The sequence below is a fragment of the Stenotrophomonas sp. 78350_Sma genome, from assembly GCF_056482105.1.
The window spans coordinates 2,890,940-2,915,830 of record NZ_CM151182.1; the positions used below are offsets into that span (position 1 = coordinate 2,890,940).

Below are 24,891 nucleotides of genomic sequence, written 5' to 3' on the forward strand. Positions count from 1 at the left end.
CATGGAGATGGAACCCACGTGGCAGCAGGATCGACCAAGAACCGCGAGAAGCTGCTCGACGACCTGCTCTCGCTGGGCCGCAACTGGGCACTTGCCATCGCCATCGCCGGTGCCGGCGCGGCCGTCCACTACAACGAATCGGTCTACGAGGCCGGGCTCTGGCGCGGCCTGCTGCCTACACTCTGTTTCCTGGTCGCAATCATCTGGATCGTGCTCAGCATCATCCGTTTCGACCTGACCATCCAGCAACACTTCGAGCGCAAGCTGTCACGCTGGCTCAGCCGCCTGCTCTATGTCGTGCTGCTCGGTACCGGCATCACCGCCGTGTTCTTCGTCACCGAGCTGGCAGAGAACAACCATATTGCGCGGATGTGCGACTCGGTAGCCAACGAACCCGGCAGCCGCATCCACAGGTCGGCCGAATGCCAGCGCCTGTATCAGCACCGCGCTGCCTACCGGCAACGGCTGGAATCGGCCGAGGGCGAATTCGACTGAGGCCTGCGCCGGCTGCGCATCGCGTGCGCGAAAAACACATGGCGTGGATATGCGGTCGGGCACAGTGGCTACGCGTCCCTTGCAACGAACGAACGCCGCCGACATGCACCACCCGCCCACCCCTGCCCGTCACGATGCCATCGCCCTGCAGGCAGGCGTGCTCGGCAGTGTGCTGGGCGTGACGTTGTTCAAGGCGATCGCACTGTCCGCACTGGCGAGTGGATCCTTGATGGTGATCGGGTTGTGGCTGCTGGCCTGCGCGCTGCTGGCCATCTGGGCACTGGCAGCCTGCCTGGCCTGCCTTGCGCTGAGCCGGCGCGTATTCGTGCTGATGCTGGCGCTCAGCATGATGCTGATGATCTGCGTCGCCTGACAGCAGGAGGCGCCGGACTATCGCGCATTCGTTACATAATAACAAGTGCGATTGGTCGGATTGTCTGCGCCAGGTGTCACGGATTTGAATTCCATGGCCAGCCCGGCACCACCCGAGACCTCCCCATGAACCTGCAGCCCCTGCTCCGCGCTTCCCTCACCGCCGTTGCCCTGGCCTCGCTCAGCGCCTGTGCCACCTATGACGACAGCAACATGCATCAGGCCTGCCAGGAGTCGCCGCATCTGAAGGACCTGCCGCGCGAAGTCGCTGCCCGCGAGAGCCGCTGCAACAAGAGCATGGAAGTGTGGTCGAGCGAGCGCAAGGGCAGTGACAGGCCGATCGACCGGAGCGGCAAGAAGAAGGACCTGTAACCGCACCCGGCGCAGCCCACATCGGCTGCGCCTCCACCCTGTGCGTCAGCCTGCTTCCGGCAGCCCGAACCCGCGCTGCAACGCTTGGCGCAACCCAGCCTGATCGCCTCCCGCATCGCAGGCCCACGCAACAACTCCATCAGGCCTCACCAACACCGCTCCCAAGCCCAGCGCATCGTCCGTCGCCGAGGCAATGCGGGTAATCGGCTGCCGCCAACGGTCGACGGGGTCGTACGAAGCGCCGTTCTCATCGAGCACAAGCAACACCCCCTGACCGTTCCTCAGCACCTGCCCCATGCGGCGACCATCGGCCAGCAGGAAGTCCGGCACGCTGCGACCGACCAGTGGATGGCCATCGCCAAGATCGAGCTGCTGCGACACGCCCCAGACCCGTTCGGCCAGATAGGTAGCGCCATCGCGGGTGCCGGCCAGATCGGCCATCACCGCCGTCAACGCGCGCGAACCGGCGCCAGGACGCATCAATGCAACCTGCGCGCGCGACCAGTCCAATACTCTGGCGCCAACCGGATGCCGTTCCGCGTGATAACTGTCCAGCAGCGCCACGCCAGCGTCACCGCGTACCACACTGGCCAGTTTCCAGCCCAGGTTCATCGCATCGCCGATGCCCAGATTCAGGCCCTGCCCTCCCAACGGGGAATGCACATGTGCAGCGTCGCCCGCCAGCAGCACGCGGCCGTTGCGATAGGCGCTGGCCTGGCGCGCGCCATCGGTCCAGGTGCTGTGCAGATGCAGCACGGTGATGGTCACGTCGCGGGCAGACACACGCCGCAGCAGCGACTGCGCTTCGTCCAGCGCGAGAGGCTTTCGATGCCCGGCACCGCCATCGAAATCGGCAAGCGCGAGCACACCGGGTGGATTGAAATTGCACATGCCCTGCGCGGTGTACTGACGGCCCGGGGTCAGCACGCCGGGATCCTCCAGATCGACCAGTAGCGAATGACCGGTGAATTCGGGATCGGTGCCGATGAAACTGAAACCGCATTGCTTGCGGACCGTGCTACGGCCTCCGTCGCAACCTACCAGCCAGCGACCACGTACCACTCCGTCAGCGGTCTCTATCTCCACTTCGGTTGCACCGGCGCGCACCGCCTGTACCGCACGCCCGCGTTCGATGCGCACGCCCAGCCTGGTCGCACGTTCGGCCAGCACCGTTTCCAGGGCCTGCAGCTCCACCGCCATCTGGGTGCCCACCGGCGTCGGCAGGCGCCAGGTCCAGCGCGTGCGGTCGACGTCGTTCAACGCAAACGGAATGCCGGCGAAGTGGCCACCCAGCGCCCGCGGTTGCGCCAGCCAATGGGCGGTGCCGGGCGGCGGCGCGCCCTTGTCGGGCTTGAGGACCTGTGTCGCGGCGACCGCGTCCAACAGGCCGCGCCGATCCAGTGCCTCCAGCGTGGGGGCGTTCAGGCCGCGCAGCCCGAATGGCAGCCGCTTCAACGGCGAATCAGCGGATCCGGCCTGTTCCAGCACCAGCACCGAACACCCAGCCTGGGCCAGTTCGCAGGACAGGAACAAGCCAACCGGGCCAGCACCGGCAATGACAACGTCGTACAGCATGGAGATTCCCTGTGAGCACCGGGTCGGCGCTCTGGCCGGCCAAATGTTACACTCGGTGCACGTTTTCACAAGTGAACCGCCCATGACCTCGCCCCCTGGTCGTCGCGAACAACGCAAGGCCGAGACCCGACAAGCGATTTCGGACGTCGCCACCGAGCTGATCATCCGGCGCGGCTTCGAGGCCGTCTCCATGTCCGAGATCGCCGAAGCCGCGGGCGTCTCACGCAAGACGGTCTTCAACTACTTCGCCAGCAAGGAAGACCTGGTGTTCGATCGCGATGAGGAGGCGCGCATGCTGCTGCGCGAGGGCATGATGGCGCGCGGCGGCATGACCCCGCTCGCGGCCTTCCAGTCACTCGTTCGTGAGTTGCTGGAGGCCGGCCATCCGCTGCTGCGCATCAATACCGGCGCTGCCGCCTTCTGGGGCACCGTGGCAGAGAGCCCGGTACTGGTCGCGCACGCGCGACGGCTGCAGGCGCAGTTGACTGACGATCTGGCGCGATTGATGGCCGACGCTGTCGGCCGGCCTGCACATGACGCCGAAGCGCGATTGGGCGCGGCCATGCTGCTGGCGTCGATGGTGGCGGCCTATGAGAAAGGACTGGCAAGCCAGCTTCAGCACGAGGACCCGCGCGAGGCCATGCTGCAGCTGATCGTGCGCGGTGCCACCGGGGTACTGGTGGCCCTGGCGGGCACCCCGTATACGGATCCCGGCGCGCGTCCATAGCGCATTCGGGGGATAGGTTTCGAAGTGTTGCAAATGCTAATCTTTCTCATTTGCAGACACATGACCTTCCCCCAATGCCCCTTTCCACGCCCCTGCAGCGCACCCTGTGCCTGGCACTGACCCTGCCCCTGGCCGCCCTTGCCCATGCTGCCGAGCCCTCGACTACCGCGCCCAAGGACCTGGACAAGGTCGAGGTCCGCGGACGTGCACAGACGCTGTATCGGGTAGACGATGCCGCGGTCGGTACCCGCACGGATACGCCGCTGGAACTGGTCCCGCAGTCGATCCAGGTCATCCCGCGTGAACTGATCGACGACCAGGCTGCGCGTCAGGTGACCGACCTCTATCGCAGCATCAGCGGCATCAGCTATTTCAGCTATGCCGGGGTGACCCTGCGCGGCTTCCGCCAGGAGAACGTGCTGTATGACGGTCTGCGCGGTGACCCGTATGCAGGATTTTCGGTGCCGCAGCTGTTCAACATCGAGCGCGTGGAAGTGCTGAAGGGGCCGGCAGGTGCACTGTATGGCGGGGGTGATGCGGGCGGTGTCATCAACTACGTGACCCGCAAACCGAAAGCCAGCGCCGAACGCCGCATCGAGGTCCAGCTGGGCGACAAGGACTTCCGTGCCGGATCGATCGAGGGTACCGGGCCATTGAATGCCGCCGGCAGCGTGCGCTATCGCGCCGGGCTCTATGCCGACAGTGAAAAGGGCGTGCGCTGGAACACCGACAGCGAGAGTGTGATCGGCGACGCCTCGCTGGCCTTCGACGTCGGCCAGACCGGCGAACTGGTGCTCCAGTTCACCGACATCACCCAGAACCTTGGCGGCAACCGCCTGCGCGGCGTGCCGGTCAACGATGCAGGCGCGTTCCTGACCGACCGGCGCTGGAACCACAACGAGGCCAGCGACTTCCTCGACATGCGCGCCAAGGTGGCGCTGGCGCAGTACCGTTTCGCGCCGAGCGACACTCTGGACCTGGACTTCGCCGCCCGCTGGTTCAGCAACAACGAGCACCAGATGTACCACGAGCCGATGGGTCTGATCGATCGTGACCGCGATGGCGTGGCCGAATGGATGACCCGCCAGCTGCGCAACCAGATCCGTGACAACGAAGCATTCACTGCCAACGGCAATGCAGTCTGGCGGGTGACCACCGGCGCAGTTGAGCACAAGGTGCTGTTCGGCGCCGATGTGTACCAGCTGGATGCGGATTTCACCGCACAGACCGCCAACAGCGCTGACCTTGCGCGTGGTGCCGGGCCGGTGCGCGGCATCGACCTGTTCAATCCCGTGTACGGCGCCAGTACCTGGCACGACTACAACCTGGCTGCCCTGCCCTGGCGCAGCACGTCCACCCGCAGCAAGCGCTATGGCGGCTACCTGCAGGACGAACTGGCACTGGGCCCGCGCTGGCATGTGCTGGCCGGGCTGCGCTGGGATGGCTTCAAGGATGAGGATCGCATCACTGGCACGAGTGTGGATGGCAACGATCTCAGCTGGCGGCTGGGCAGCACGTTTACCGTGCGCGAGGGCCTGAATGTCTACGCCAACGTCGCCAGTGGTTTCGTGCCGCAGAGTGCCGCCAACCAGAACCCAGCCGCCGGCGGACCGTTCGATGCCGAACGCAGCAAGCAGTGGGAGGTGGGCCTGAAGTCCCTGCTGGCCGACCGTGTGACCTTGAACATGGCGGCCTACCGGATCGACCGCAGCAACATCGTGCAGGCCACCGGCGAGGTGATTGGTGGCGTGAACCAGTTGGCCGCGCTGGGCCTGGTACGCAGTACCGGCATGGAGCTGGACCTGTTGGCCGATCTCACCGAGCGCTGGGTGCTGAACCTGACCTACGCCTACAACGATGCGCGGGTGAAGGACGCCGGCCCGAATGGCATCACCAACGCCTCCGGCGACCGCTTCGCCAATGCGCCGCGCAACAAGCTGGGCCTATGGACCCGCTACGACCTGCCGGCAATCAACTCCGCCATCGGCTTCGGAGCAGACCATGTGGGCGAGCGTGTCAGCCTGGACGGGCAGACCGTCAAGGCCTACACCGTGTTCGACATGAGCTGGAAGACCACGTGGAAGCAGTGGCAGTTCCAGGCCAACGTCAAGAACCTGTTCGACAAGGTGTACGCGGCCAGTGGCTTCATCGAACGCAACGGGCACTTCCCTGGCGAGCCCCGGCGGGTGTATGTGCAGGCGGCTTACAGCTTCTGAGGCAGGGCTGCGAACCATGATGACAGGGGGAGGTGGCAACCCACCTCCCCTCCCGGCGTCAGTGCGAGCAGGCCACCAGCATCGAGCGGGTCGCCATCTGGGTGGAGGTGAAGCCGTTCTTGTTGCCCACCGCGATGGCATTGCCGTCGTCGCCATCCTTGCTGAAGACCACATAGCCGCCTGGGCACATCTGCCCGGCCTTTTCGTAGCAGCCACTCCAGGAGCTGGAGCCACTGCAGTCGATGGAGACGCCGCGCCGGCCATCGGGGGTAACGGTCATCCTGGCGGTGGTACAGCCACTCAGCGCGGCCACGAACAACAACGGAACAAACAACTTCATGGGTACTCCAAGGGGTTGGGGATCAGCGGAAGGGCGCCAAGGCTGGAGTGCCCGGATTGCGCGAACCTTGCGCCCATGCCCTCTTTCATGCGGCATCAGGGGCCTACGGGGCATCCGGACGGCACGCCATGTTCACGCAATGTTCCTGTAATACGGTGCCGGCGCGTGCCGAACCGCCCTGCCACGCCCCCTTCCTGCGCAAGCCCTGCCGATGCACATCCTGCTGATTGAAGACGAGGCCGAACTGGCCGCCACCCTGAAGTCCGCCCTGCAGCGCGAGCGCTACGTGGTGGATCTGGCCAACACGCTGGCGCTGGCCCGCGAAGCAGCCCTGTACGGATCGCACGACCTGGTATTGCTGGACCGCACCCTGCCCGACGGCGATGGCTTGGGATTGATTTCGCTATTGCGTGAGCGCAACCCCGGGGTGCCGATCATCGTGCTGAGCGCGCTGGGGCAGCTGCCGGACCGCATCGCCGGCCTGGATGAGGGCGCGGACGACTATCTGGCCAAGCCCTTCGCACTCGAAGAGCTGTTCGCCCGCATCCGCGCTGCCGGGCGCCGCCCGAGCGGCATGCAGGTGGAACTGGTGAGCATCGGCCGGTTGGTGTTCGATCCGGCATCGGGCGAGGCCAGCGTGGGCGGGCAACGGCTGGAGCTGCCGCGCCGTGAGATACGTGTACTGGCCGCGTTGGCCCGGCGGCTGGGCCGCACCGTGCTGCGCGAGTCGATTGAAATGGCGGTGTATGGATTCGATGACGGCATCCATTCCAACACGCTCGATTCACATGTCTCGCGCCTTCGCCGCAAGCTGGCCGATGCCGATGCCGGAGTAGAGATACACGCCATCCGCGGCGTCGGCTATCTGATGCGGGAAGCCAAGTAATGGCGCGTCGTCCATCGCTGAAGCGCCCGTTGATCGTCAAAACGCTGATCTATCAGCTGCTGGCGTTGCTGGTGGCGTTCTTCGCGCTGCTGATGGTGCTGATACGTGCCGACAGCGGTGGCTACTACACCATCCAGACCTTCGCGCCGGTGGCTGCCGACGCGGTGCACCGCGACCGCAATGGCGAACTGTACGTGCAGAACACGCCGGAACTGGCCGAACTGCTGAAGATCGTTCCCGGTGCATGGTTCATCGCCGAAGATGAGCACGGCCACCACGTAACGTTCGGGCCTGTGCCGCCGGCCTATGCCTCGCTGGTAGGCGCACTGGATGGCATTCCCTTTGGCGACCTGCGCGGGCGCGACCGCAGCGATGGCCTGGCCGTCGTGGTCCGCCAGCACAGCGGCCCGGCCGGCAAGCTGACCATCATGGCCCACGGCGAAACCGATACGCTGACCTGGCAGATGGCGCTGGCGGCACACATCATCACCCTGCCGATCTTCCTGCTGCTGGGCCTGGCCACCATCGTCCTGACGCCGGTCATCGTAAGACGAGCCCTGGCCGGGGTGGAGCGCATCGCGCAGGAAGCCCGCAACATCTCCGCCAGCCGCCGCGGTGTCCGCCTGACGGAAACCGCTGTACCGGTAGAGATCGCTCCGTTGGTGACAGCGGTGAATGAGGCGCTGGACCGGCTGGACGAGGGACATGAACGGCAACGCCGCTTCATTGCCGCCGCCGCACATGAGCTGCGCACACCCATCGCGATTCTGGGGGTAAAGGTCGATGCGGCCGACGATGCCACCTCGCGCAGCCTGGCCGTGGAAGTGGCACGGTTGGCGACGCTGGCAGAGCAGCTGCTGGATCTGCACCGCATGGACGAGGACGGACCGAAGGAAACCATCAACCTGGCGCGGGTGGCCAAACGGGTGGCCGCTGATCTGGCGCCGCTGTTGATCCAGTCGGACAAGGCGGTAGCCGTGGCGGTGGAACCCCACTTCCCGGTGCTCGGCGAGACCGGCGCGGTGGAACGTGTGATCTCCAACCTGGTACTCAATGCTGCCGAACATGGCGGACGCCAGGTCGTCGTGCGCGTCCAGGGCAGCTGCCTGGAGGTTGAGGACGACGGCCCCGGCATACCCCTCGACCAGCGCGAACGCGTCTTCGAACCCTTCCAGCGGCTGAGACCGAGGCAGACCGGCGCGGGCCTGGGGCTGAACTTGGTGCGCCAGGTGATCGACCGCCACGGTGGCCGCGTCACGATTCTGGATGCGCCTGGCGGTGGTGCACTGATCCGTGTTGAGTTTCCTTTGCATCCAGGCGTGACCAGCGCGCCACCGCTGGAGCACTGAACACATCGCATGCACCTGTGTAACCGGCTCCTGTCCATGCGTGGCCAGCAGCGAGGACAGGCAAGGTTGCGGCAATGTTCGCTGGACAGCATCGGGGGGTGGCACCTGCCGTGCCACCGCGTTCCGATCTGACAGGAAGCCTGCATGTGACCCAGGGAGCTCCTCCACCGTCCTCTTCCAGGCGCACTGTGCCACCACGGAGTTCGCCGGGACTTACCGCTGCCGCATGGAATCGCCGCCCGCGCGATGGCCGCGCGCCCGGCCTGCAACATTGGCCGCGTTGGCTGCGGGCAGTTCCTGATACCGAGCGCGCTGGCGTGTTGATACGGCTGTTCGGCGCTTTGTTCCTGCTGCTGCCCGGCATTGCGCTTGCGGCTTCAACGTATCGGCATGCGAGCACAGCGGCGGCGGCGGCCGTGCTGTTGTTCGTTGGCTTGCACGCTGCGCTGCACGGGTTGGCGGCATGGCGCGCGGCAACCTCGCGCCCGACGCCACCATTGCTACGCGTCCTGGATGGACATGCCGCTGGGATAATGATTGCCAGTGCGCTCCTGATCACCATCGTTGCAGGGATGACGAATCTGCCTGCTCCAACGTTCTTCTGGTTGGTGGCCGGCGCGGCGAGTCAACTCTGCGGTGCGCGAATGGCAGGTCACCGGCTGCGCAATGCACTGCTGGTTCTCGGTAGCGCCCTGCAGTTCATCGCCGTGGCACTGCTCGCCCTTCTTGCCGCCCGCTGACACAACGACAGTCCCGCAAGGTTCGCGCAACCCAACGCATCGAGACTCGACGGCCAACCACGTCTGCCACGACAGACGTGCGTCTCTTCTGCCGCGAGGACCCCGATGACCTGTCTCTTCTGGATGCTGCACCGATGAGCGCCGTACCGCGCAAGCGCCGTCGTGCACTCATCATTGCTGCCACCGTGCTGTGCAGCGCGCTGACGCTGCTTGCATGGCTGCGGCCCACGCCACCGCCGCAACTCCAGGTTGCGCCGGTCGTTCGCGGCAACATCGAACAGGTGGTGGAAGCCACTGGCACGCTGAAGCCCTCGCGACTGGTAAGCGTTGGTGCGCAGGTTTCCGGCCGCATCGAGACCCTGCATGTGAAGCTGGGCGACAAGGTGAAGGCTGGCGATCCCATCGCCGATATCGACTCGCGAACACAGCGCAATGCACTGCTGAGCGCGCAGGCTGCACAGCGCACTGCGCGCGCCAACCGCGATGCACTGGCCAGCGACCTGCGCCAGTTCGAGCTGGCACTGCATCGCCAGCAGCAACTGGTGGCCACGCAACTGGTGGCCCGCGCCGACTTCGATGCGGCCAAGGCCAAGGTCGATGCCACCCGGGAACAGATCACCGCGCTGGAAGGAGAGATCGTGCAGCGGCAGACCGACGTGGATATCGCACAGACCAACCTGGAGTTCACCCGCATCACCGCGCCCACCGACGGCACCGTGCTGGCCGTGGTGGCACGCCAGGGGCAGACCGTGAACGCGGTACAGAGCGCACCGACCATCGTGATGCTGGGCAACCAGGACGTGATGACGGTATATGCTGAAATTTCCGAGGCCGATGTTGTGCACACGTCGGTTGGCCAGGAAGCGTTCTTCACCATCCTGGGAGACAGTGGCCGACGCTACAGCAGCAGGCTGCGCGACATCGCACCGGCACCCGAATCGATCACCCGGGAAGATGCCTCCGGCCTGGCTTCTCCCGCGACCGCCGGTGGCAGCCGCACGGCCATGTACTACAACGGGCAGTTCGACGTGTCCAATGCAGATGGCCGCCTGCGCAGCTACATGACCGCACAGGTGCGCATCGTGCTGGGGCATGCGAAAGGCGTACTGATCATTCCTTCGGCAGCACTGGGTGCACGTGCCGCCGATGGCCGCTACAGCGTGCAGGTTCGCGGCAAGGATGGCCACCCAGCCCCACGGAGCATCACCACCGGGCTGGACGACCAGATCAACGTGGAAGTGCGTAGCGGCCTGCAGGAAGGCGAGCAGGTGGTGCTGGCCCAGACCGGCGATGCTGCCGCCTCAGTTCCCGCACAGCCATGACGGGCAAAGAAATGGACGCACCGCTGCTGCGCGTTCGCGGCATCCGCCGCGAGTTCGCGGCCGGCGAACAGACCCTGGTCGTGCTCGATGGCATCGACCTGGATATCCGTGCCGGTGAGCTGGTGGCCATCGTCGGCCAGTCCGGCTCGGGCAAGTCCACGCTGATGAACATTCTCGGCTGCCTGGATCGCCCTTCTGCGGGCCAGTACCAGATCGGCGGGCGCGAAACCGCACGGATGTCGCCCGATGAACTCGCCGAACTACGCCGCGAGCACTTCGGCTTCATCTTCCAGCGCTACCACCTGCTGACCGATCTGACCGCACTGGGCAATGTGGAAGTGCCCGCGATCTATGCGGGGATGCCGGCCAACGCGCGCCACGCCCGGGCGGGCGAACTGCTGGCGCGGCTGGGCCTGGGTGAGCGCCTGCGACATCTGCCGGGCGAACTGTCAGGCGGCCAGCAGCAGCGCGTTTCGATTGCGCGCGCACTGATGAACGGCGGCGCTGTGATATTCGCCGATGAACCCACGGGTGCACTGGACACACACTCCGGCAAGGAGGTGATGAAGATCCTCGGCGAACTGCATGCCGAGGGCCATACCGTAGTGCTGGTAACGCATGACATGGCCGTGGCCGAGCATGCCCAGCGCATCATCGAAATCCGCGACGGCCGGATTGTCGATGATCGTGCCACGGGCAGGGGCCCGGCCACAGAAGCGCCAGTAGAGGCCCTGCCGCTGCGCGGCCATGGCAGCAGCCTCCAGGCGATGCGTGACCGCTTCGCAGAGGCGTTCCGGATGGCCCTGCGCGCAATGAATGCGCACCGCATGCGCACCTTCCTGACCATGCTCGGCATCATCATCGGCATTGCGTCGGTCGTGTCGGTCGTGGCGCTGGGCACCGGGGCGCGGCAGGCCATCCTGTCCAACATCTCATCGCTGGGCACCAACACCATCGAGATCTATCCCGGATCCGGTTTTGGCGACCTGCATTCGGCACGCGTGGAAACCCTCACCCCCGGCGACAGCGTGGCTCTGGCCCGGCAGCCGTTCGTGGACAGTGCCACGCCCGGAGTGGCTACCAGCGGAACCGCCCTGCGCGCCAACCGCTCGGCCAGCGTGCAGGTGCAGGGCGTCAGCGAGCAGTACTTCCGCGTACATGGCCTGAAGCTTGGCGAAGGCGCCTTCTTCGGGCCACCCGCCGTGGCCGGCTACCAGCAGGTGGTGGTGATCGACGCCAATACCCGCGCCCGCTTCTTCGCTGCGGCGGACAATCCCATCGGCCAGAGCCTGCTGCTGGGCAACGTGCCGGTACGCGTGGTGGGCGTGGTGAAGAAGGACGCCGGTGCGGCCGGCGATGCCTCGCTACTGCGGGTGTGGCTGCCCTACACCACCACCATGGCGCGCATGCTCGGGCAGCGGCATGTTTCCAGCATCACCGTGCGCGTCTCCGATGCGATCAGCATGCAAGCGGCCGAGCAGGCCATCGCACGGTTGCTGACGCGGCGCCACGGCAGCACCGACTTCTACATGAGCAACAACGCGCAGATCCGTGAATCCATCGAACAGACCACCGGCATCCTGACCATGATGATCAGCTCCATCGCCGCCATCGCACTGGTGGTGGGCGGGATCGGCGTGATGAACATCATGCTGGTCTCGGTGACCGAGCGCACCCGCGAGATCGGCGTACGCATGGCGGTGGGCGCGCGTCGCAGTGACATCCTGCAGCAGTTCCTGATCGAATCGGTGCTGGTGTGCCTGCTCGGTGGCGTGCTCGGCATCGGCGTGGCCCTGGCGCTGGGTGCCGCATTGGCGTTGGTCAACGTGGGCTTCAGCCTGGTGTTCTCCGTCCACTCGATTCTGGCCGCCTTCGCCTGTTCCAGCCTGATTGGTATTGGCTTCGGCTTCCTGCCCGCACGCCGCGCCGCCCAGCTGGATCCAGTGGAGGCTCTGGTTCGATAGCCACAGCATCTGCCAGCAGTGACCGCAGGTTCGCGCAATGTCTGCGCGGTCTACTGCAGCTACCCACAATGTCTGCACAGGAGCCGGACGATGTTTCTGAAACCAGGAAGAACCGCATTACTGCTGGCAGCAACCGTACAACTGGTTGTGCTGTTGCCCTACTCCGGCGACGCCCATGCGCAGCGAGGCGATCGCTACGCCCCGCAGTGGAACCAGGACTACCGTGATCGCGATCGTGATGCCTGGGAGCGGCGCGAACGTGAGCGGGAACGCGAGCGCCGGCACGACGCCAAGACCGCCGGCGTGGTGGTGGGCGTGGTTGGTGCAGCAGTGGTGGCCGGCGTGATTGCCGCTGCTGCCAAGCGCGAACGGGAAGTCCGCGAGCGCGCCGACTACTGCATGAACCGCTATGGCAACTACGACCGCCGCAACGATACCTATCGCGGCGCCGACGGCTACACCTATCCCTGCCGCTGATTGACCCTCAACAAGGACAAACACCCCATGACCAGAACTGCTCTGTTGATTGCCCTGTGCGCTGCCCCATTGCTTGCCGGGGCCGCACCGGCCGACCCGAAACAGGCCTACATCGATTCCACGTTCACCGCGATGGATACCAACAACGACGGACGCGTCGACAAGGCCGAGTACACGAGGTTCCAGCAGGGACGCTTCAGCAAGCAGGCCGATTCGATCGACGCCGCGTTCACTGCCATGGACAAGAACAAAGACGGCAGGATCAGCAAGGAGGAAGCCACCGTGGTGCCGGAGATCGCGAAGTACTTTGCGGGCCTGGACACCGATGGTGACGGCTATCTGTCGCTGAAGGAGATGCAGCAGGCCATGGTTGCCGCACAGACTGCAGATACGCCAACAAAGTAGATCCAGGGCCAGGCACTGAAGATGGATGCTGATCCGGGCGCGGTGCGGGTTGAATGCACCCTCTTCCCGCGTTAGCCTCCGAGGTGCCCAAGGAGGGCTATCAACGGAGTGAAGCATGAAGATTGGATTCAAGCTGTCTGTTGCTATTGCGGCTGCTGCACTGACCCTGGGAATCGGCAGTGCCTCCGCGCAGTCCCGCTGTACCCCGTGCTACACCGCCTACGATGCATGCCTGGCGGCGGGCAATGGCGAAAACGTCTGTTACCCGGCGTTCGCCCGTTGCCTGAGAAACAGCGGCTGCACCATCCCGTAAGTCACGCGTTGCCGTGACGTGTGCCGGCCCCCATCCGGGGGCTGGCATTGGCATGCGCCAGATTCGATGCCCAGTCCGCAATCAACTCAGGAAGAACGCTGGAAACCGCGATAGGTTTCACCCCACTCGCGCATGGCCAGCAGCACCGGAACCAGCGTGCGCCCGAACTCGGAAAGCTCGTACTCCACCTTCGGTGGCACCTCTGCATAGACATGGCGGATCACCACGCCGTCAGCCTCCAGTTCCCGCAACTGGCTGGTCAGCATGGACTGTGTGGCGTTGGGCACACGCCGCGTCAGCTCCATGAAGCGTCGCTTGCCTGTCATCAGGTGAAACAGAATGATCGGCTTCCACACGCCGCCCATGACCGACAGCGTGACTTCCACCGCGCAACCGCTCTTGCCGTCCCAACGCCTGCTACGCATGCATACTCCGGAAAACCATAGTACCTACGGAAAATCATCGTTCTTGTTGCGATAGTGGTGCGAGCCTAGCATGGGCTCATCCACTGAACGTGAGACCGCACCATGAGTTTCAAGGCACTGCTGACCCGCAAGACCCACGCCGGCGTTTCCACGGAGCTGGTCGATTTCGACGAGGCCAACCTGATGGATGGCGACGTGCTGGTGCAGGTCGAGTATTCCACGCTGAACTACAAGGACGCGCTGGCCCTCACCGGCACGCGCCCAGTGATCCGGACGTTCCCATTGATTCCTGGCATCGACCTGGCTGGTGTAGTGCTGGACTCCAGCAGCGTCGACTTCAAACCCGGTGACCGCGTTGTGCTCAACGGCTGGGATCTCAGCATGGGCCACCACGGCGGCCTCGCCCAGCGTGCGCGCGTGCGTGGCGAATGGCTCAACAGGATTCCCGACAACCTGAGCACCCGCGACGCCATGGCCATCGGCACCGCCGGCTACACCGCGATGCTGTGCGTGCTGGCACTGGAAGACGCCGGCGTGACGCCTGACAAGGGCGATGTGCTGGTCACCGGCGCCAACGGTGGCGTCGGCTCGATTGCGGTAGCGATCCTTTCAAGGCTGGGCTATCGCGTGGTGGCCGCAACCGGGCGCCCCGAACACGCCGGGTATCTGCACAGCCTGGGCGCCGCCGAGATCATCGACCGCGCGCAGCTTTCAGAACCGCGCGAGCGGCCGGTGAGTGCCGAGCGCTGGGCCGGTGTGATCGATGTGGCAGGCGGCCCCACCCTCGTCAACGCCATTGCCGAAACGAAGTACCGCGGCGCGGTGGCCGCCTGCGGGCTGGCGCAGAGTGATGAGCTGCATGGCTCGGTGCTGCCCTTCATTCTCCGCAACGTAACGCTTGCCGGCGTGGATTCGGTGAATGCGCCGCAGGCCGTCCGCCAGCGTGCATGGGACCGGCTTGCCACCGACCTGGACCCGCAGAAGCTGGAAAGCACCGTACAGTTGATCGGGCTTGCCGGGGTGCTGGACGTCTACGACCAGATCATTCCGGGCAAGGTGCGCGGGCGGATTGTGGTGGATGTGAATGCGTGAGCGGATCGTCTGGATCAACTGCAGTTGATGCAGCTCCCATGCTGCGGCGAATGGTGAACACGCGGTGAAACGACGCGGGCGGCGGTGACCTCAAGCCAACGCCGCTCGCATACGCTCGGGTTCCCATCGCCGCCTGGACACCCGACATGCCAATGACCGCGTTCGCACTTGCCGCTGCGCTTTCGGGCCTGCCCGACATCACCTGGGAGCGCGAGCGCGCCAAGGATGCGCACCAGCTCACGCTGTGCCAGATCCATCGTGATGCGCTGAAGCAGAACGAGGGCAAGGACGATGCCTATCCGCGTGCCAAGGCGGTCTGCGATCTGCTGGCACGCGAGTACAAGGACAAGTGGGATTTCGATGCACAGGATGCCCTGGCCGCTTCGGCGGTGGATCTGGATGAGCTGATCCGGCGCGGAGATGTAGTCGAAGTACCGCCCACGAAGCAGGATCGCGCCTACGAGTGACGCCGTGCCTGCAGGCAAGGCCGCACGCATCGTCAAGGGCCCTTATCATGTGGGCTTGGGGGCCCAATACGCCCTATTGACGCTTGCAAGGCAGTATCTGGATGTCTATGGAATGGTGCCCCTCGGGCTGGGGCCGACGCGTGACCCGTTCGCCTCATTGGTCGCTGCGGCTTGATGGCGAGCATGTTGAACTCAGTGTCTCCGGCCAGCAGTACCGGCTGCGCGTGGATGATGATCAGCGGGTGCAGATCCATCCAGGGATCTTCTGGTCACGGGTCGAGCTGCAGACCGGCGATGCTGCTGGGCTGTGCGTAGACGGGCTCCCCAATGGACAAGCGTCCCGGCTTGCGGCTGAGCTGCAACACGTGCTCTTTGTGCGCACCACGCGAGGGCGCAAGGCCCTGTTCGACACGATTCTGGAGCAGGTCCAGTCGTGGCTGAACGACGCGGACGCCCTCATTGACCGAGGCAATGCCGGCCGCCGCTGGATCACCCACGAACAGCAGCAGGCGCTGCTGGCTGAGCGTTGCGCCCTGCCCCTGCAGCCGCCGGAGCTGGAGCAGCTGTTCCGCGATGAAAACGTGCATGAAGACCTGCGCGCGGACAGCCATCGTGCAGCGCTGGACGCCCTGCGCGACTGGAACCTGGATTGGTCCGCTGCCTGGGCCGAAGCCAATGAAGCCATGACCCAGCGCGAGCTGGCGTTGGCCAAGGACTTCCTGGACCGGGTCGAGAGCAAGCCGCTCACCGAAGAACAGGCCCGCGCCGTCATCTGCCTCGACAACCGGGTGCAGGTCGTAGCCGCGGCCGGTTCCGGCAAGACCTCCACCATGGTCGCCAAGGCCGCTTATGCCATTGATCGGGGCTTTGTCGAACCCGAACGCATCGTGATGCTCGCCTTCAACAAGGACGCTGCCAAGGAGCTGGAGGAGCGCGCGCAGCGATCCTTCGATCGGCTCGGCATGGGCGACACCGTGGTTGAGGCGCGGACCTTCCACGCCCTGGGCCTGGCCATCATCGCCAAAGCCACCGGGCGCAAGCCCGATATCCCGGAATGGACCACTGACGCCACATTGGGCTTCAACAAGCTGGCCGAACTGGTGGACGACCTGAAGGACCGCTCGACCTACTTCCGCACCCAATGGGACATGTTCCGCCTGGTGTTCGGGCGCGACTTGCCGCCACTCGGTGCGGAAATGGAGGCCGACGGCTACGACCGCGATGGCACGCCCTACATCCGCGCCCTGCAGGGTGAGCGGGTGAAGAGCCTGGAAGAGTGCGTCATCGCTGACTGGCTGTTCTACAACGGCGTGACGTACGACTACGAGCGGCGCTACGAATTCGATACGGCCACCGACACCCATCGCCAGTATCGCCCCGACTTCTATTACCCGGACGCCGGGCTGTATCACGAACACTTTGCGCTGGATGCCGATGGCCAGCCGCCGGCGCATTTCGCCCATTACGCCGAGGGCATGCACTGGAAGCGCCAGCAGCATGCGGCACGCGGCACCGCCCTTGTCGAGACCACCTCGTTTGGTCTTCGCAGTGGATACGCCCTGCAGGATCTTGCGGAGAGGCTTGGCGGGTCGGGTGTCGAACTCGACCCCAACCCCGACCGCGAGCTACCCGAGCAGGGCGCAAAGCCGATGCCGGACGCGGACCTGATCGGGCTGATGCGCACATTCATTGCCCACGCAAAGAGCAATTGCCTGACGCTGGATGACATGGCCGAGCGCCTGCGGCAGACGCCCGAAGATCAGTTCAAGGAACGGCATCGGCGCTTCCTGGAAATCGCCAGCCCTGTTTTCCAGGCTTGGGACAACGCACTGGCTGACGAGCACGGCATCGATTTCGAAGACATGCTCAACATGGCGGCCGGACTGCTGGAGCAGGGCCGCTATGAATCGCCCTACGAACTGGTGATGGCCGACGAATTCCAGGATGCCTCGCGTGCCCGCGCCCGGCTCTGCCGCGCCTTGGTCAGCAAACCAGGGCGCTACCTGTTTGCGGTAGGCGATGACTGGCAGTCGATCAATCGCTTCGCCGGCGCCGACGTCTCAGTGATGACCGGATTCCGCGAATGGATGGGCCAGGGCCAGGTGCTGAAGCTGGAGCAGACATTCCGCTGCCCGCAGGCGCTCTGCGATGCGTCCAGCCGCTTCATCAGCCGGAATCCAGCGCAGATTGCCAAGGCGGTTCATTCGGCTGCACCGGCGCTGGGCCCGGTGTTGCAGGCGTTCCAGATGAACCGACGCGAAGAAATGCAGGATGGTGTTCGCCAGTACCTCGCCAGACTGCATCAGCAGTTGTTGTCCGGGGCCTTGCCGCAGGGACGCAACGGACGCGTGACGGTGTTTATCCTGGGGCGCTACCGCGCGGATCGCAGCACAGTACCTTCAGACTGGAAGACTGCGTTCGGCAGCACGATGGACGTCGAGTTCCTGACCGCACATCGATCGAAGGGGCGCGAGGCGGACTATGTGATCCTGCCTGGCATGGTCAATCGCGGCTTCCCGAGCCTGCGCTCGGATGACCCGGTGCTTTCCCTGGCAATGCCGGATGGAGACAGCTACCCATTGAGCGAAGAGCGGCGGTTGTTCTATGTGGCGCTGACGCGTGCGCGACGGTCGGTAGCCATGTTCACCCTGCAGGGCAAGCACTCGCCGTTCCTGGATGAGCTGGTGAAGGACCGGGCAGTGGAAGTTACCGCTATTTCAGGCGTGGCCATCCATGAAGAGCGCTGCCCGGTGTGCAAGGTGGGCGTGTTCGTGGACCGCAATGGACCGCATGGAGTGTTCCGGTCGTGCTCGAGCTACCCGTTGTGCCATAACAAGCCGAAGGGTGCGCGTCGGGGATGAATGCATTCCGCTCCCTCCACATGTGCCTGCCTGTATCAGGGCGCACAGGCACCGCCTCGGTTTGGTCCCCGGCATGATGCGCGCCATGGCGTTTCCGGAAACGAAAAAGCCCCGGCAGGACCGAGGCTTTTGTCTGGATGGTGGCAAGGTTGCAGGGTATCGCAAGGTCCCCACACGTCCCCGCCGCGCCCTGCTACGGGATAATGCAGCCGTTCAGACGCAAGCATTGCATATAGTTCCGGGTACAGATGCTCAAGTCTGTACCCGACGCCTCGCATGCAATGTATTGGACCTCGCAGACGGAACAAGGGCCGGGGGCTTTCGCCGTGGCGCTGCCGATTCCAAAGGTCAACGCACAGGCCGCAACAGCAACAGAAAGCTTGAATCCAATCTTCATGCCATGACTCCGTTGGTCGCCCTCCTTGGGCATCCGAAGCCTAGCGCGGGTGTCTGGCACATTCAAATTTCCTGCCGCCAGCGTCAGCGCTTGGGTACCTGGAACGATTACCGTCCTTGAATGAAGCAATTCCCTGCAGCCAGAGGAATGCACCGGTTTATTTTTTCACCTGACCCTCGTGACCGGATGGCTGGCCCGCAAGAGCTGTAGAAACAGAAAAGCCCCTGTTTCCAGGGACTCTTCTGAACTTCTTGGCTGAAAAAGTGGGATTCGAACCCCTCAGATTTCACGCAGCTGCAGTTGATGCCCCTCCATCCTGCAAAGAGCGGTGAACGCGCAGCGATGCGCCACGGGCGGCGGCGACCTCAAGCCACCACCACGCTCATGCGTCGGGTTCCCATCGCTGCCGGAACACCCGAGCTGTCAATGACTGCATTCGCATTTGCCGCCGTGCTTTCAGCGCCTGCCCAGCATCAACCAGGAGCGCGATCGCGCAGAGGATGCGCACCAGGCCATGCTGCGAGGAACCCATTGCGATGCGCTGAAGCAAAATGTGGAGAAAAACGATGCCCGTCCTCATGCCAGGGCGGTCGGCGATCTGCTTGCGCGAGGGCGCAAGAACAAGCGGGAGTTCGATGCGTAGGTTGGGCGCACTGCATCAACAGTCGATATGAACGAGCTGATCCAACCTGGCGCGCCGGTGGAAGTGCCGCCGACGAACCACGATGGCACCTACGTGCAATGGCGCGCCATCCTGACTCCGTGATCATCTCAGGCTGCCCTGAGCTGCGGAGTGACGAGCACGCCCCAGTACCCACACCTCATCCACCTTGAACCCTCCCTGGCATCCCGCTCTCGATCTGCTCGACCAGCTCATTGAAGATGGGTCTCCTCTTCATTATCTCCAGCACCGAATCGCCCACCTCATCCAAGATCATGGGGTCCGCACCACAGGAAAGAAGATAGACAACGGCCTCGAAACCTTCATTAATCACCGCGTTCGCCATCGGCGTCAGCCCAATATCTCCGAGCACGTCAATATTGGTCACGAACGGCATCAGCTCCTTGAGCAGCTCCACGTCATTGTTGAACGCCGCTATATGCAGTGGCGTATCGTCGTCGATTCCATGGCTTTCAGGACACGTCAACTCGCAGCCTTCGAAGGCGTGGTAATCATCGAACCTCGCAAGCAGCCTCTTCAGTTCCGGATCAGTTGCACTCATCGGGACACTCCCTACGAAGTCTCTCTTCAAGGATCTTCAGCTCCGCCCAATCTCTGGCGTTCACCGCAGCGTGGCGACCCCCAGGGTACTTTGGCGTCATCCACCGCATGTCCCATGAGTGCCTCGCTAATGCGAGCTTTTTCATGTACTCGATTCTATTCCTAAGATTCTTGCATGGATCCTCATCCCGCTTATATCCCTGCTGATTCAACTCTTTGTACTTACGGTACTCGAGGTCCCTTCGTTCCTTATCGGTCAACCACGCCGAATTCATCAGCGCCCCCAACAGCGACGCGTTGCCGCTTGTCGGATCGAGCCACGCACCGAGATCCATGAACTGCGCTGCCGTTGCACTCGATGCCACAACGCCTGCGGCATCCATCTCCGAGCTCCGCCCTGTATCGGCCAGCTGTCCAGCCAAGCGCTGCAGCTCGCGAAGACCCTTTGGGTCAACGCGCTGGACAGGCCGAGCACTTACATAACTGAATGTTGAAATACCCCCAGCGAGCCCAATCGGATCGCTTTGGGAGTAGCGCCCCACTGCTGGGTCATACTCACGTTGATAGTTGTAGAACAACCCGGTCGCTTCCGTCGCCTGCTGCCCCGGGAAACGAAGTGAAAGGTCAAATTTAACGCCGTCACCGTCAGGATCCGGGTTCGGCATCTGATTACCGAATACTTCGCTCCTGCTGCTCCATTCCCATATGGCAGTGTCTCGAACAGGATCGACCACGACGCGCGGCGTTCCGAGGTGATCGGGCTGGATGTAGACCAACTCCGGAGAACCAGCGTCTGCTGAGCTGATCAATGCCACTGGATAGTCATCAAGCCAGATCGCCTGCTGCGACCGCCCTGATTCAAAGTGGTCGCCCAGCCATTGCCCGGCTTCGTCATAGAGCGTGATCTGCTTATCACCGCCGAACGGAACGCGAAGAATGCGTTCCCCTAAGTGATTGTACGCGTAGCCCTCAAGCACATTCCCGTCCTGCTTCACCGCTGCCATGCGATTGGCGTCGTTATACTCGTATTCCTTGCCTTCCATGCGGACGGTGTTGCCGGAGGCATCATGATCGCGCCCCACACCATCCACGGCCGTCAGGTGATGACTCGTCGCGGGATAGGTGTAGAGCGAGAGGCCACCCGCGGTCTTCAGCGACGTGCGATTGCCGGTGGAATCGTATGCATAGGTTTCGATGGGCGTTGCGGTGAGCCCATCCTGAGTCTGCGTGAGGCGCCCCAGGGCATCATAGGCATAGCGGGCCATCACCTGCGAGCCACTGCCATTCTTCAGCGCAACGATGGAGCCGACGGGATCGTAGCTGTAGCTCTGGGAGAGCCCCCCGGGGGTCGGATCATTCACAGCCTGTGCGCGATAGTCGAGATCCAGAGGACGATCCAGCCGCCGACCATTGCCATACGTCCAGCCGATCACCGGACCGAAGGCGGCGTAGGCTACGTCGTTCACCACGACCTGCCGGGCCTGACCAGGCCGGGTCAGGCCGATTTGATTCACACGATCAAAGCCATCCCGGACGTAGTCGACGATGCTCCCGTCCGGGTACACCAGTGTCGCAAGGTTTCCGGATGGACTATAGGAGTATCGCACTGTCCGTGTCAGACCATTGATGGTCTGCACCTTCCGGGTGATCTGGCCAAGGCGACCGTAGCAATACAGCGTACTGCCACCAGCATGCTGCACCTGGCCGAGCCTCCCCTTTGCAAATCGCTCGTCGGCAGGGCACGACTCTGGCGCCAGGTCATAGCTGTAGCTCACGTCAAGACCGGCATCCGGGTAGGCAATTCCAATCACCCGATCCAGAGCATCGTACTGATACGAAGCAGTAACGCCACGGGCGTCGGTGAACGTCCGACGGTTCCCGCCAGAGTCAACCGTGTACTGACTGGCACCGCTGTCTGGACTGACTTGCCCAGTCAGGTCGCCAAAGGCGTTGTAGGAATAGGTTGTAGACAGCCCCTTGGGATCAGTTACCCGGATCACCTGGTCCATGGCGTTGTAGTGCGTACGGACTTCCACATCCAAACCGCCAACGTCCTGAAGGGACAGCACAAGGCGATTCAATGGATCGTATTGCTGCCGGCTCTTGCGACCCAGAGCATCGGTCCTGGAAGCGATGTTACCGTTGGCGTCGTAGGAATAATCGGTGGGGTTGGCGCCGGAATCTGCCTCTGTGGTCAATTGCCCGAACTGGTTGTAGATCCGGCTGAGCGCCCGCTTCAGCACGCCATTGACGTCCCGCGTCTCTTCCACGACTCGATTCCCTGCATTGTCCAGGACGAATGTGATTGAGTTTCCTTGGCTATCGGAAATCGCCGTCAATCGGTGGGCTACGTCGTAGGAGTAGGAAACAGAGGATCCATCTGGCTGCGTTACCCGCTTGACGAGGCCTGTGGGCCAGTAGTCGAGGCGAGTGGTGCGTGCGCCAGCGCCGGATGCCGAATCAAATCTGACAATGGTTGGCCGGCCACGTGGATGGTACGCAATCTCGGTAACGATGCCATTGGGGTCTTTGACAGACGTCGGTCTTCCAGCCCCGTCATAGGCGAGCAGCTCGGAGATGTGACCCGCTGCATTGATGACCTTCCAGAGGTCGCCTTTCCTGTAGAGGCATGAGCCGGAGCCCGTGGCGCAGCCTGCATCACTGCTGGGATAGTAGATATAGGACGTCGTGTCAGTGACATCCAATCGGGGTCCGTCGACCTGGGTAAGCAGACCGAGCAATGGGCACCGCCCTGCCGCCACATCGTCCGCTTCGCAGTAGGTGCTCGTTGTGGTTCGCGCCTCGCCCGTCGCCGGATCGACCTGCGTAGCAGCGAGCGCTTGCCCCCGTGCGTTATAGGTCCAGGTGGACCTGGATACCAATACGTTCGCCGCATCAAGAATGCGGCGCTCGACCGGCACCCTCAAACTTGGATGCCAGTCGGTCTGCACGATTCGCCGCAGACCCGTTGCATCGTTGGCAGCTTCGACACGCTGGACTTCGAGCAGGCGCGCGTTGTGACTGAATGTTGTCTCGTTACCGGCAAAGTCCACCGATGACTGCACCATGCCATTCCCATCATAGGTCTTGGCCCTGGCGGTGTTGCTGCACCCCAGACACAGCTCATCGAGGGACGCGAGCCGGGCGACACGATGCTTCACATCGAAGCCATAGTGGCGCACCTTCCCCAAGCTGTCGGTGACAGTCGTCGTGCCATCGTCATTGAACGCTAGCAAGGTTCTATCGATGGTACCCGTCGCGTAGTCACCGTGGACACTCAAAACACCACGCCGATAGCCATCGTAACCCCAGCTCGCGTAGCGCTGACCACTTTCATCGGTGATGCCCGTCAACGCGTGGGGCTGGGAAACACCAGTCGTCTGATCCAATTCGTTGTAGTGGTAGCGACGGACGGACTCACCGGCTGGCGCTTCCGGATAGGAAACGCTGACCAGATCCCCATCGGCGTAGCCATATCGGATAATACGCCCGGTTGGCAACGTGACCGATGCGACCATTTGATCCTTGTACGTGAAGACCAGACTTCGCCCTTCGGGGTCGGTTACCTTCTCCAGCCTCTTGATGCCATCCGCATAAGCATTGGACAGTACCTGTCGATGACCGCCAAGATCGGTGATCGATGTGAGCAGACCATCACGATCATAGGTTTCTACAGTGCCGTCGCCGCGCGAATAGGTGAACGAGCTGAGTGCCCCTTCACTCATGAAAACACTGATCCTACCTGCAACATCTGCATCGCTCAGCCACTCATCGCCAACGCGAGTGAAGCTCTGCCGCGCTCCATTTGAGCGCCGCGCAATGATCCGATACATCACATAGTTGCCATCCGTCACCGGATAAAGGCGTGCTGAGTACGAATGCGTCCAACCCGCCCCCATCGGCAGAGGATCACCTTCAAGCGCCCGACCGCTGTTGTATGTCCTCTCCAGGCTCAGCGGGAAGACGCCCGCACCAACAAAGTCGACTTCATGCTGCCGCTTGTTGCCGGTGGCGCTGTCAATGGGATTGCTTCCGTTGCCTCCCGCAATGAGACAATTGCTGTCGCATTTCGGTGAGCCGTACTCGCCAGTTTCAGGATCCTCGAGACCGGGAAGCGGATACTCGGGTGGGCCGTCTTTCTGAACGCATCGCCCTGCGCGCCTGCTCCATTTCTCCTCGGAAGGACACCCAAACCCCCAAGCTGCCACATGCAATCGTGACTGCCCCACAGGACGCATGAAAGCGTGAGGTCCAGGCGGGTTTCCGATCCAACCGACCCCATATCCAGGTGCGCAATAGTTGTGCCCAGCGTATGCAGGCAGTGTTGCCTGGCATGTAGCCATTGCCTGCTGCATAGACGTGTATGCACGCGCTGCAGGGGACATCGCACAGCCCGCCACAAAGAGAAGCGTAATCATCAGCCGAGCGGCAAGCCAGCTGATACCTGCTTCAGAAAGAAATGTACCCGGACTTCCCCGTCGGATCTTCCTCATGACCTTACCTCTTCCTTGAAATTGCCGATCGAACTTGCCTAGCAACAGCATTTCGCAGCGGGTACGGAGGCTTCGACATGTACATAGGACCATATCGATGCAGCGCTGCCCGTCGCTCCGATCCAACTGTGCTGCTATCCATTGCCAACCATCAGCCGATGCTTCCAGTCGGCAGGCGGGGCAACAAGCATCTTGAGGAAGCTACACGATGCCCGCATCAATGACATTGCCCATAAGCGTCAACTGAGACAATTGGCAGCGAATCTGGGCATAGCCGAACGAGATCGACCCACCAGCTTCGCGCAGCAACATCCGGCACAACCGGAGTCAGACTGATGACACGAGCCCTCAACTGACGGCATTCGCCCAAGGGATCCGTCT

21 protein-coding genes are annotated in these 24,891 nt (G+C 63.3%); 16 read left to right on the forward strand and 5 right to left on the reverse strand.

The features are described 5' to 3' along the window. The first annotated feature begins 18 nt into the window (after positions 1–18). The 3 genes from ACZK4H_RS13480 (at position 19) to ACZK4H_RS13490 (ending at position 1,239) form a co-directional block, all read left to right on the forward strand. A complete protein-coding gene (locus ACZK4H_RS13480; RefSeq protein ID WP_099550986.1) occupies positions 19–495 on the forward strand; it encodes a hypothetical protein in 477 nt (158 codons plus the stop codon). A gap of 103 nt (positions 496–598) precedes the next feature. Beyond that, positions 599–868 carry a hypothetical protein gene (locus tag ACZK4H_RS13485; RefSeq protein WP_099550985.1) on the forward strand — a complete coding sequence of 90 codons (270 nt, stop codon included), beginning with the start codon at positions 599–601 and terminating at the stop codon, positions 866–868. A 125-nt stretch (positions 869–993) separates the two neighbouring features. Then, on the forward strand, positions 994–1,239 hold the full coding sequence (locus ACZK4H_RS13490) for a hypothetical protein (protein WP_478472981.1): 246 nt from the start codon (positions 994–996) through the stop codon (positions 1,237–1,239). Between the two features lie 45 nt (positions 1,240–1,284). On the opposite strand, the gene ACZK4H_RS13495 is transcribed toward ACZK4H_RS13490, so the two are convergent. After that, positions 1,285–2,814 (reverse strand): FAD-dependent monooxygenase, encoded by a 1,530-nt coding sequence (locus ACZK4H_RS13495; protein WP_099550984.1) that lies wholly within the window; start codon positions 2,812–2,814, stop codon positions 1,285–1,287. A gap of 82 nt (positions 2,815–2,896) precedes the next feature. Here ACZK4H_RS13495 and ACZK4H_RS13500 point away from each other — a divergent pair, with 82 nt between their 5' ends. Beyond that, positions 2,897–3,541: a TetR/AcrR family transcriptional regulator gene (locus ACZK4H_RS13500; RefSeq protein ID WP_099550983.1), complete on the forward strand. Its 645-nt coding sequence runs from the start codon at positions 2,897–2,899 to the stop codon at positions 3,539–3,541. A 74-nt stretch (positions 3,542–3,615) separates the two neighbouring features. Continuing rightward, positions 3,616–5,757, forward strand: coding sequence for a TonB-dependent siderophore receptor (locus ACZK4H_RS13505; protein ID WP_099550982.1), 2,142 nt, complete (start codon positions 3,616–3,618; stop codon positions 5,755–5,757). Positions 5,758–5,815: 58 nt separating this feature from the next. On the opposite strand, the gene ACZK4H_RS13510 is transcribed toward ACZK4H_RS13505, so the two are convergent. Then, positions 5,816–6,097, reverse strand: a complete 282-nt coding sequence (locus tag ACZK4H_RS13510) for a hypothetical protein (RefSeq protein WP_010484816.1) — start codon at positions 6,095–6,097, stop codon at positions 5,816–5,818. Between the two features lie 211 nt (positions 6,098–6,308). Here ACZK4H_RS13510 and ACZK4H_RS13515 point away from each other — a divergent pair, with 211 nt between their 5' ends. From ACZK4H_RS13515 to ACZK4H_RS13550, 8 genes are all read left to right on the forward strand, one after another. After that, entirely contained in the window at positions 6,309–6,983 is a 675-nt protein-coding gene (locus tag ACZK4H_RS13515) for a response regulator transcription factor (protein ID WP_099550981.1), read from the forward strand. Continuing rightward, complete coding sequence (locus tag ACZK4H_RS13520; RefSeq protein WP_099550980.1) at positions 6,983–8,332, forward strand: sensor histidine kinase; 1,350 nt, start codon at positions 6,983–6,985, stop codon at positions 8,330–8,332. Before ACZK4H_RS13515 ends, ACZK4H_RS13520 begins: the two co-directional genes overlap by 1 nt. Positions 8,333–8,649: 317 nt before the next feature. Further along, positions 8,650–9,072: a hypothetical protein gene (locus ACZK4H_RS13525; RefSeq protein ID WP_239503687.1), complete on the forward strand. Its 423-nt coding sequence runs from the start codon at positions 8,650–8,652 to the stop codon at positions 9,070–9,072. A 134-nt stretch (positions 9,073–9,206) separates the two neighbouring features. Further along, complete coding sequence (locus ACZK4H_RS13530; RefSeq protein WP_099550979.1) at positions 9,207–10,394, forward strand: efflux RND transporter periplasmic adaptor subunit; 1,188 nt, start codon at positions 9,207–9,209, stop codon at positions 10,392–10,394. Between the two features lie 11 nt (positions 10,395–10,405). Beyond that, positions 10,406–12,358 (forward strand): MacB family efflux pump subunit, encoded by a 1,953-nt coding sequence (locus tag ACZK4H_RS13535; RefSeq protein ID WP_099550978.1) that lies wholly within the window; start codon positions 10,406–10,408, stop codon positions 12,356–12,358. A 90-nt stretch (positions 12,359–12,448) separates the two neighbouring features. Further along, positions 12,449–12,835 carry a hypothetical protein gene (locus ACZK4H_RS13540; protein WP_099550977.1) on the forward strand — a complete coding sequence of 129 codons (387 nt, stop codon included), beginning with the start codon at positions 12,449–12,451 and terminating at the stop codon, positions 12,833–12,835. 27 nt (positions 12,836–12,862) lie between these two features. Then, positions 12,863–13,240, forward strand: coding sequence for an EF-hand domain-containing protein (locus ACZK4H_RS13545; protein ID WP_099550976.1), 378 nt, complete (start codon positions 12,863–12,865; stop codon positions 13,238–13,240). Between the two features lie 115 nt (positions 13,241–13,355). Next, positions 13,356–13,553 carry a hypothetical protein gene (locus ACZK4H_RS13550; protein WP_080355030.1) on the forward strand — a complete coding sequence of 66 codons (198 nt, stop codon included), beginning with the start codon at positions 13,356–13,358 and terminating at the stop codon, positions 13,551–13,553. A gap of 86 nt (positions 13,554–13,639) precedes the next feature. Here ACZK4H_RS13550 and ACZK4H_RS13555 read toward each other — a convergent pair whose 3' ends face one another. Beyond that, a complete protein-coding gene (locus ACZK4H_RS13555; protein WP_099550975.1) occupies positions 13,640–13,978 on the reverse strand; it encodes a winged helix-turn-helix transcriptional regulator in 339 nt (112 codons plus the stop codon). Positions 13,979–14,080: 102 nt separating this feature from the next. Here ACZK4H_RS13555 and acuI point away from each other — a divergent pair, with 102 nt between their 5' ends. From acuI to ACZK4H_RS13570, 3 genes are all read left to right on the forward strand, one after another. Next, positions 14,081–15,070 carry an acrylyl-CoA reductase (NADPH) gene (gene acuI / locus ACZK4H_RS13560; protein ID WP_099550974.1) on the forward strand — a complete coding sequence of 330 codons (990 nt, stop codon included), beginning with the start codon at positions 14,081–14,083 and terminating at the stop codon, positions 15,068–15,070. Positions 15,071–15,216: 146 nt separating this feature from the next. After that, positions 15,217–15,537, forward strand: coding sequence for a hypothetical protein (locus ACZK4H_RS13565; RefSeq protein ID WP_099550973.1), 321 nt, complete (start codon positions 15,217–15,219; stop codon positions 15,535–15,537). Positions 15,538–15,644: 107 nt separating this feature from the next. After that, positions 15,645–18,398, forward strand: a complete 2,754-nt coding sequence (locus tag ACZK4H_RS13570; protein WP_099550972.1) for a UvrD-helicase domain-containing protein — start codon at positions 15,645–15,647, stop codon at positions 18,396–18,398. A 1,218-nt stretch (positions 18,399–19,616) separates the two neighbouring features. On the opposite strand, the gene ACZK4H_RS13575 is transcribed toward ACZK4H_RS13570, so the two are convergent. Both ACZK4H_RS13575 and ACZK4H_RS13580 read right to left on the reverse strand, forming a co-directional pair. Further along, a complete protein-coding gene (locus tag ACZK4H_RS13575; protein WP_099550971.1) occupies positions 19,617–20,018 on the reverse strand; it encodes an ankyrin repeat domain-containing protein in 402 nt (133 codons plus the stop codon). Further along, positions 20,005–24,255: an RHS repeat-associated core domain-containing protein gene (locus ACZK4H_RS13580; RefSeq protein WP_158230197.1), complete on the reverse strand. Its 4,251-nt coding sequence runs from the start codon at positions 24,253–24,255 to the stop codon at positions 20,005–20,007. Before ACZK4H_RS13580 ends, ACZK4H_RS13575 begins: the two co-directional genes overlap by 14 nt. Positions 24,256–24,891 lie beyond the last annotated feature (636 nt).

Bases quoted from the DNA above. Each gene is read 5' to 3' on its own strand.
- ACZK4H_RS13485 (WP_099550985.1), top strand. From the start codon at position 599: ATGCACCACCCGCCCACCCCTGCCCGTCACGATGCCATCGCCCTGCAG.
- acuI (WP_099550974.1), top strand. From the start codon at position 14,081: ATGAGTTTCAAGGCACTGCTGACCCGCAAGACCCACGCCGGCGTTTCC.
- ACZK4H_RS13495 (WP_099550984.1), bottom strand. From the start codon at position 2,814: ATGCTGTACGACGTTGTCATTGCCGGTGCTGGCCCGGTTGGCTTGTTC.
- ACZK4H_RS13535 (WP_099550978.1), top strand. From the start codon at position 10,406: ATGGACGCACCGCTGCTGCGCGTTCGCGGCATCCGCCGCGAGTTCGCG.
- ACZK4H_RS13520 (WP_099550980.1), top strand. From the start codon at position 6,983: ATGGCGCGTCGTCCATCGCTGAAGCGCCCGTTGATCGTCAAAACGCTG.
- ACZK4H_RS13575 (WP_099550971.1), bottom strand. From the start codon at position 20,018: ATGAGTGCAACTGATCCGGAACTGAAGAGGCTGCTTGCGAGGTTCGAT.
- ACZK4H_RS13505 (WP_099550982.1), top strand. From the start codon at position 3,616: ATGCCCCTTTCCACGCCCCTGCAGCGCACCCTGTGCCTGGCACTGACC.
- ACZK4H_RS13545 (WP_099550976.1), top strand. From the start codon at position 12,863: ATGACCAGAACTGCTCTGTTGATTGCCCTGTGCGCTGCCCCATTGCTT.
- ACZK4H_RS13555 (WP_099550975.1), bottom strand. From the start codon at position 13,978: ATGCGTAGCAGGCGTTGGGACGGCAAGAGCGGTTGCGCGGTGGAAGTC.
- ACZK4H_RS13580 (WP_158230197.1), bottom strand. From the start codon at position 24,255: ATGCGTCCTGTGGGGCAGTCACGATTGCATGTGGCAGCTTGGGGGTTT.
- ACZK4H_RS13515 (WP_099550981.1), top strand. From the start codon at position 6,309: ATGCACATCCTGCTGATTGAAGACGAGGCCGAACTGGCCGCCACCCTG.
- ACZK4H_RS13490 (WP_478472981.1), top strand. From the start codon at position 994: ATGAACCTGCAGCCCCTGCTCCGCGCTTCCCTCACCGCCGTTGCCCTG.
- ACZK4H_RS13540 (WP_099550977.1), top strand. From the start codon at position 12,449: ATGTTTCTGAAACCAGGAAGAACCGCATTACTGCTGGCAGCAACCGTA.
- ACZK4H_RS13530 (WP_099550979.1), top strand. From the start codon at position 9,207: ATGAGCGCCGTACCGCGCAAGCGCCGTCGTGCACTCATCATTGCTGCC.
- ACZK4H_RS13550 (WP_080355030.1), top strand. From the start codon at position 13,356: ATGAAGATTGGATTCAAGCTGTCTGTTGCTATTGCGGCTGCTGCACTG.
- ACZK4H_RS13565 (WP_099550973.1), top strand. From the start codon at position 15,217: ATGCCAATGACCGCGTTCGCACTTGCCGCTGCGCTTTCGGGCCTGCCC.
- ACZK4H_RS13510 (WP_010484816.1), bottom strand. From the start codon at position 6,097: ATGAAGTTGTTTGTTCCGTTGTTGTTCGTGGCCGCGCTGAGTGGCTGT.
- ACZK4H_RS13570 (WP_099550972.1), top strand. From the start codon at position 15,645: ATGGAATGGTGCCCCTCGGGCTGGGGCCGACGCGTGACCCGTTCGCCT.
- ACZK4H_RS13500 (WP_099550983.1), top strand. From the start codon at position 2,897: ATGACCTCGCCCCCTGGTCGTCGCGAACAACGCAAGGCCGAGACCCGA.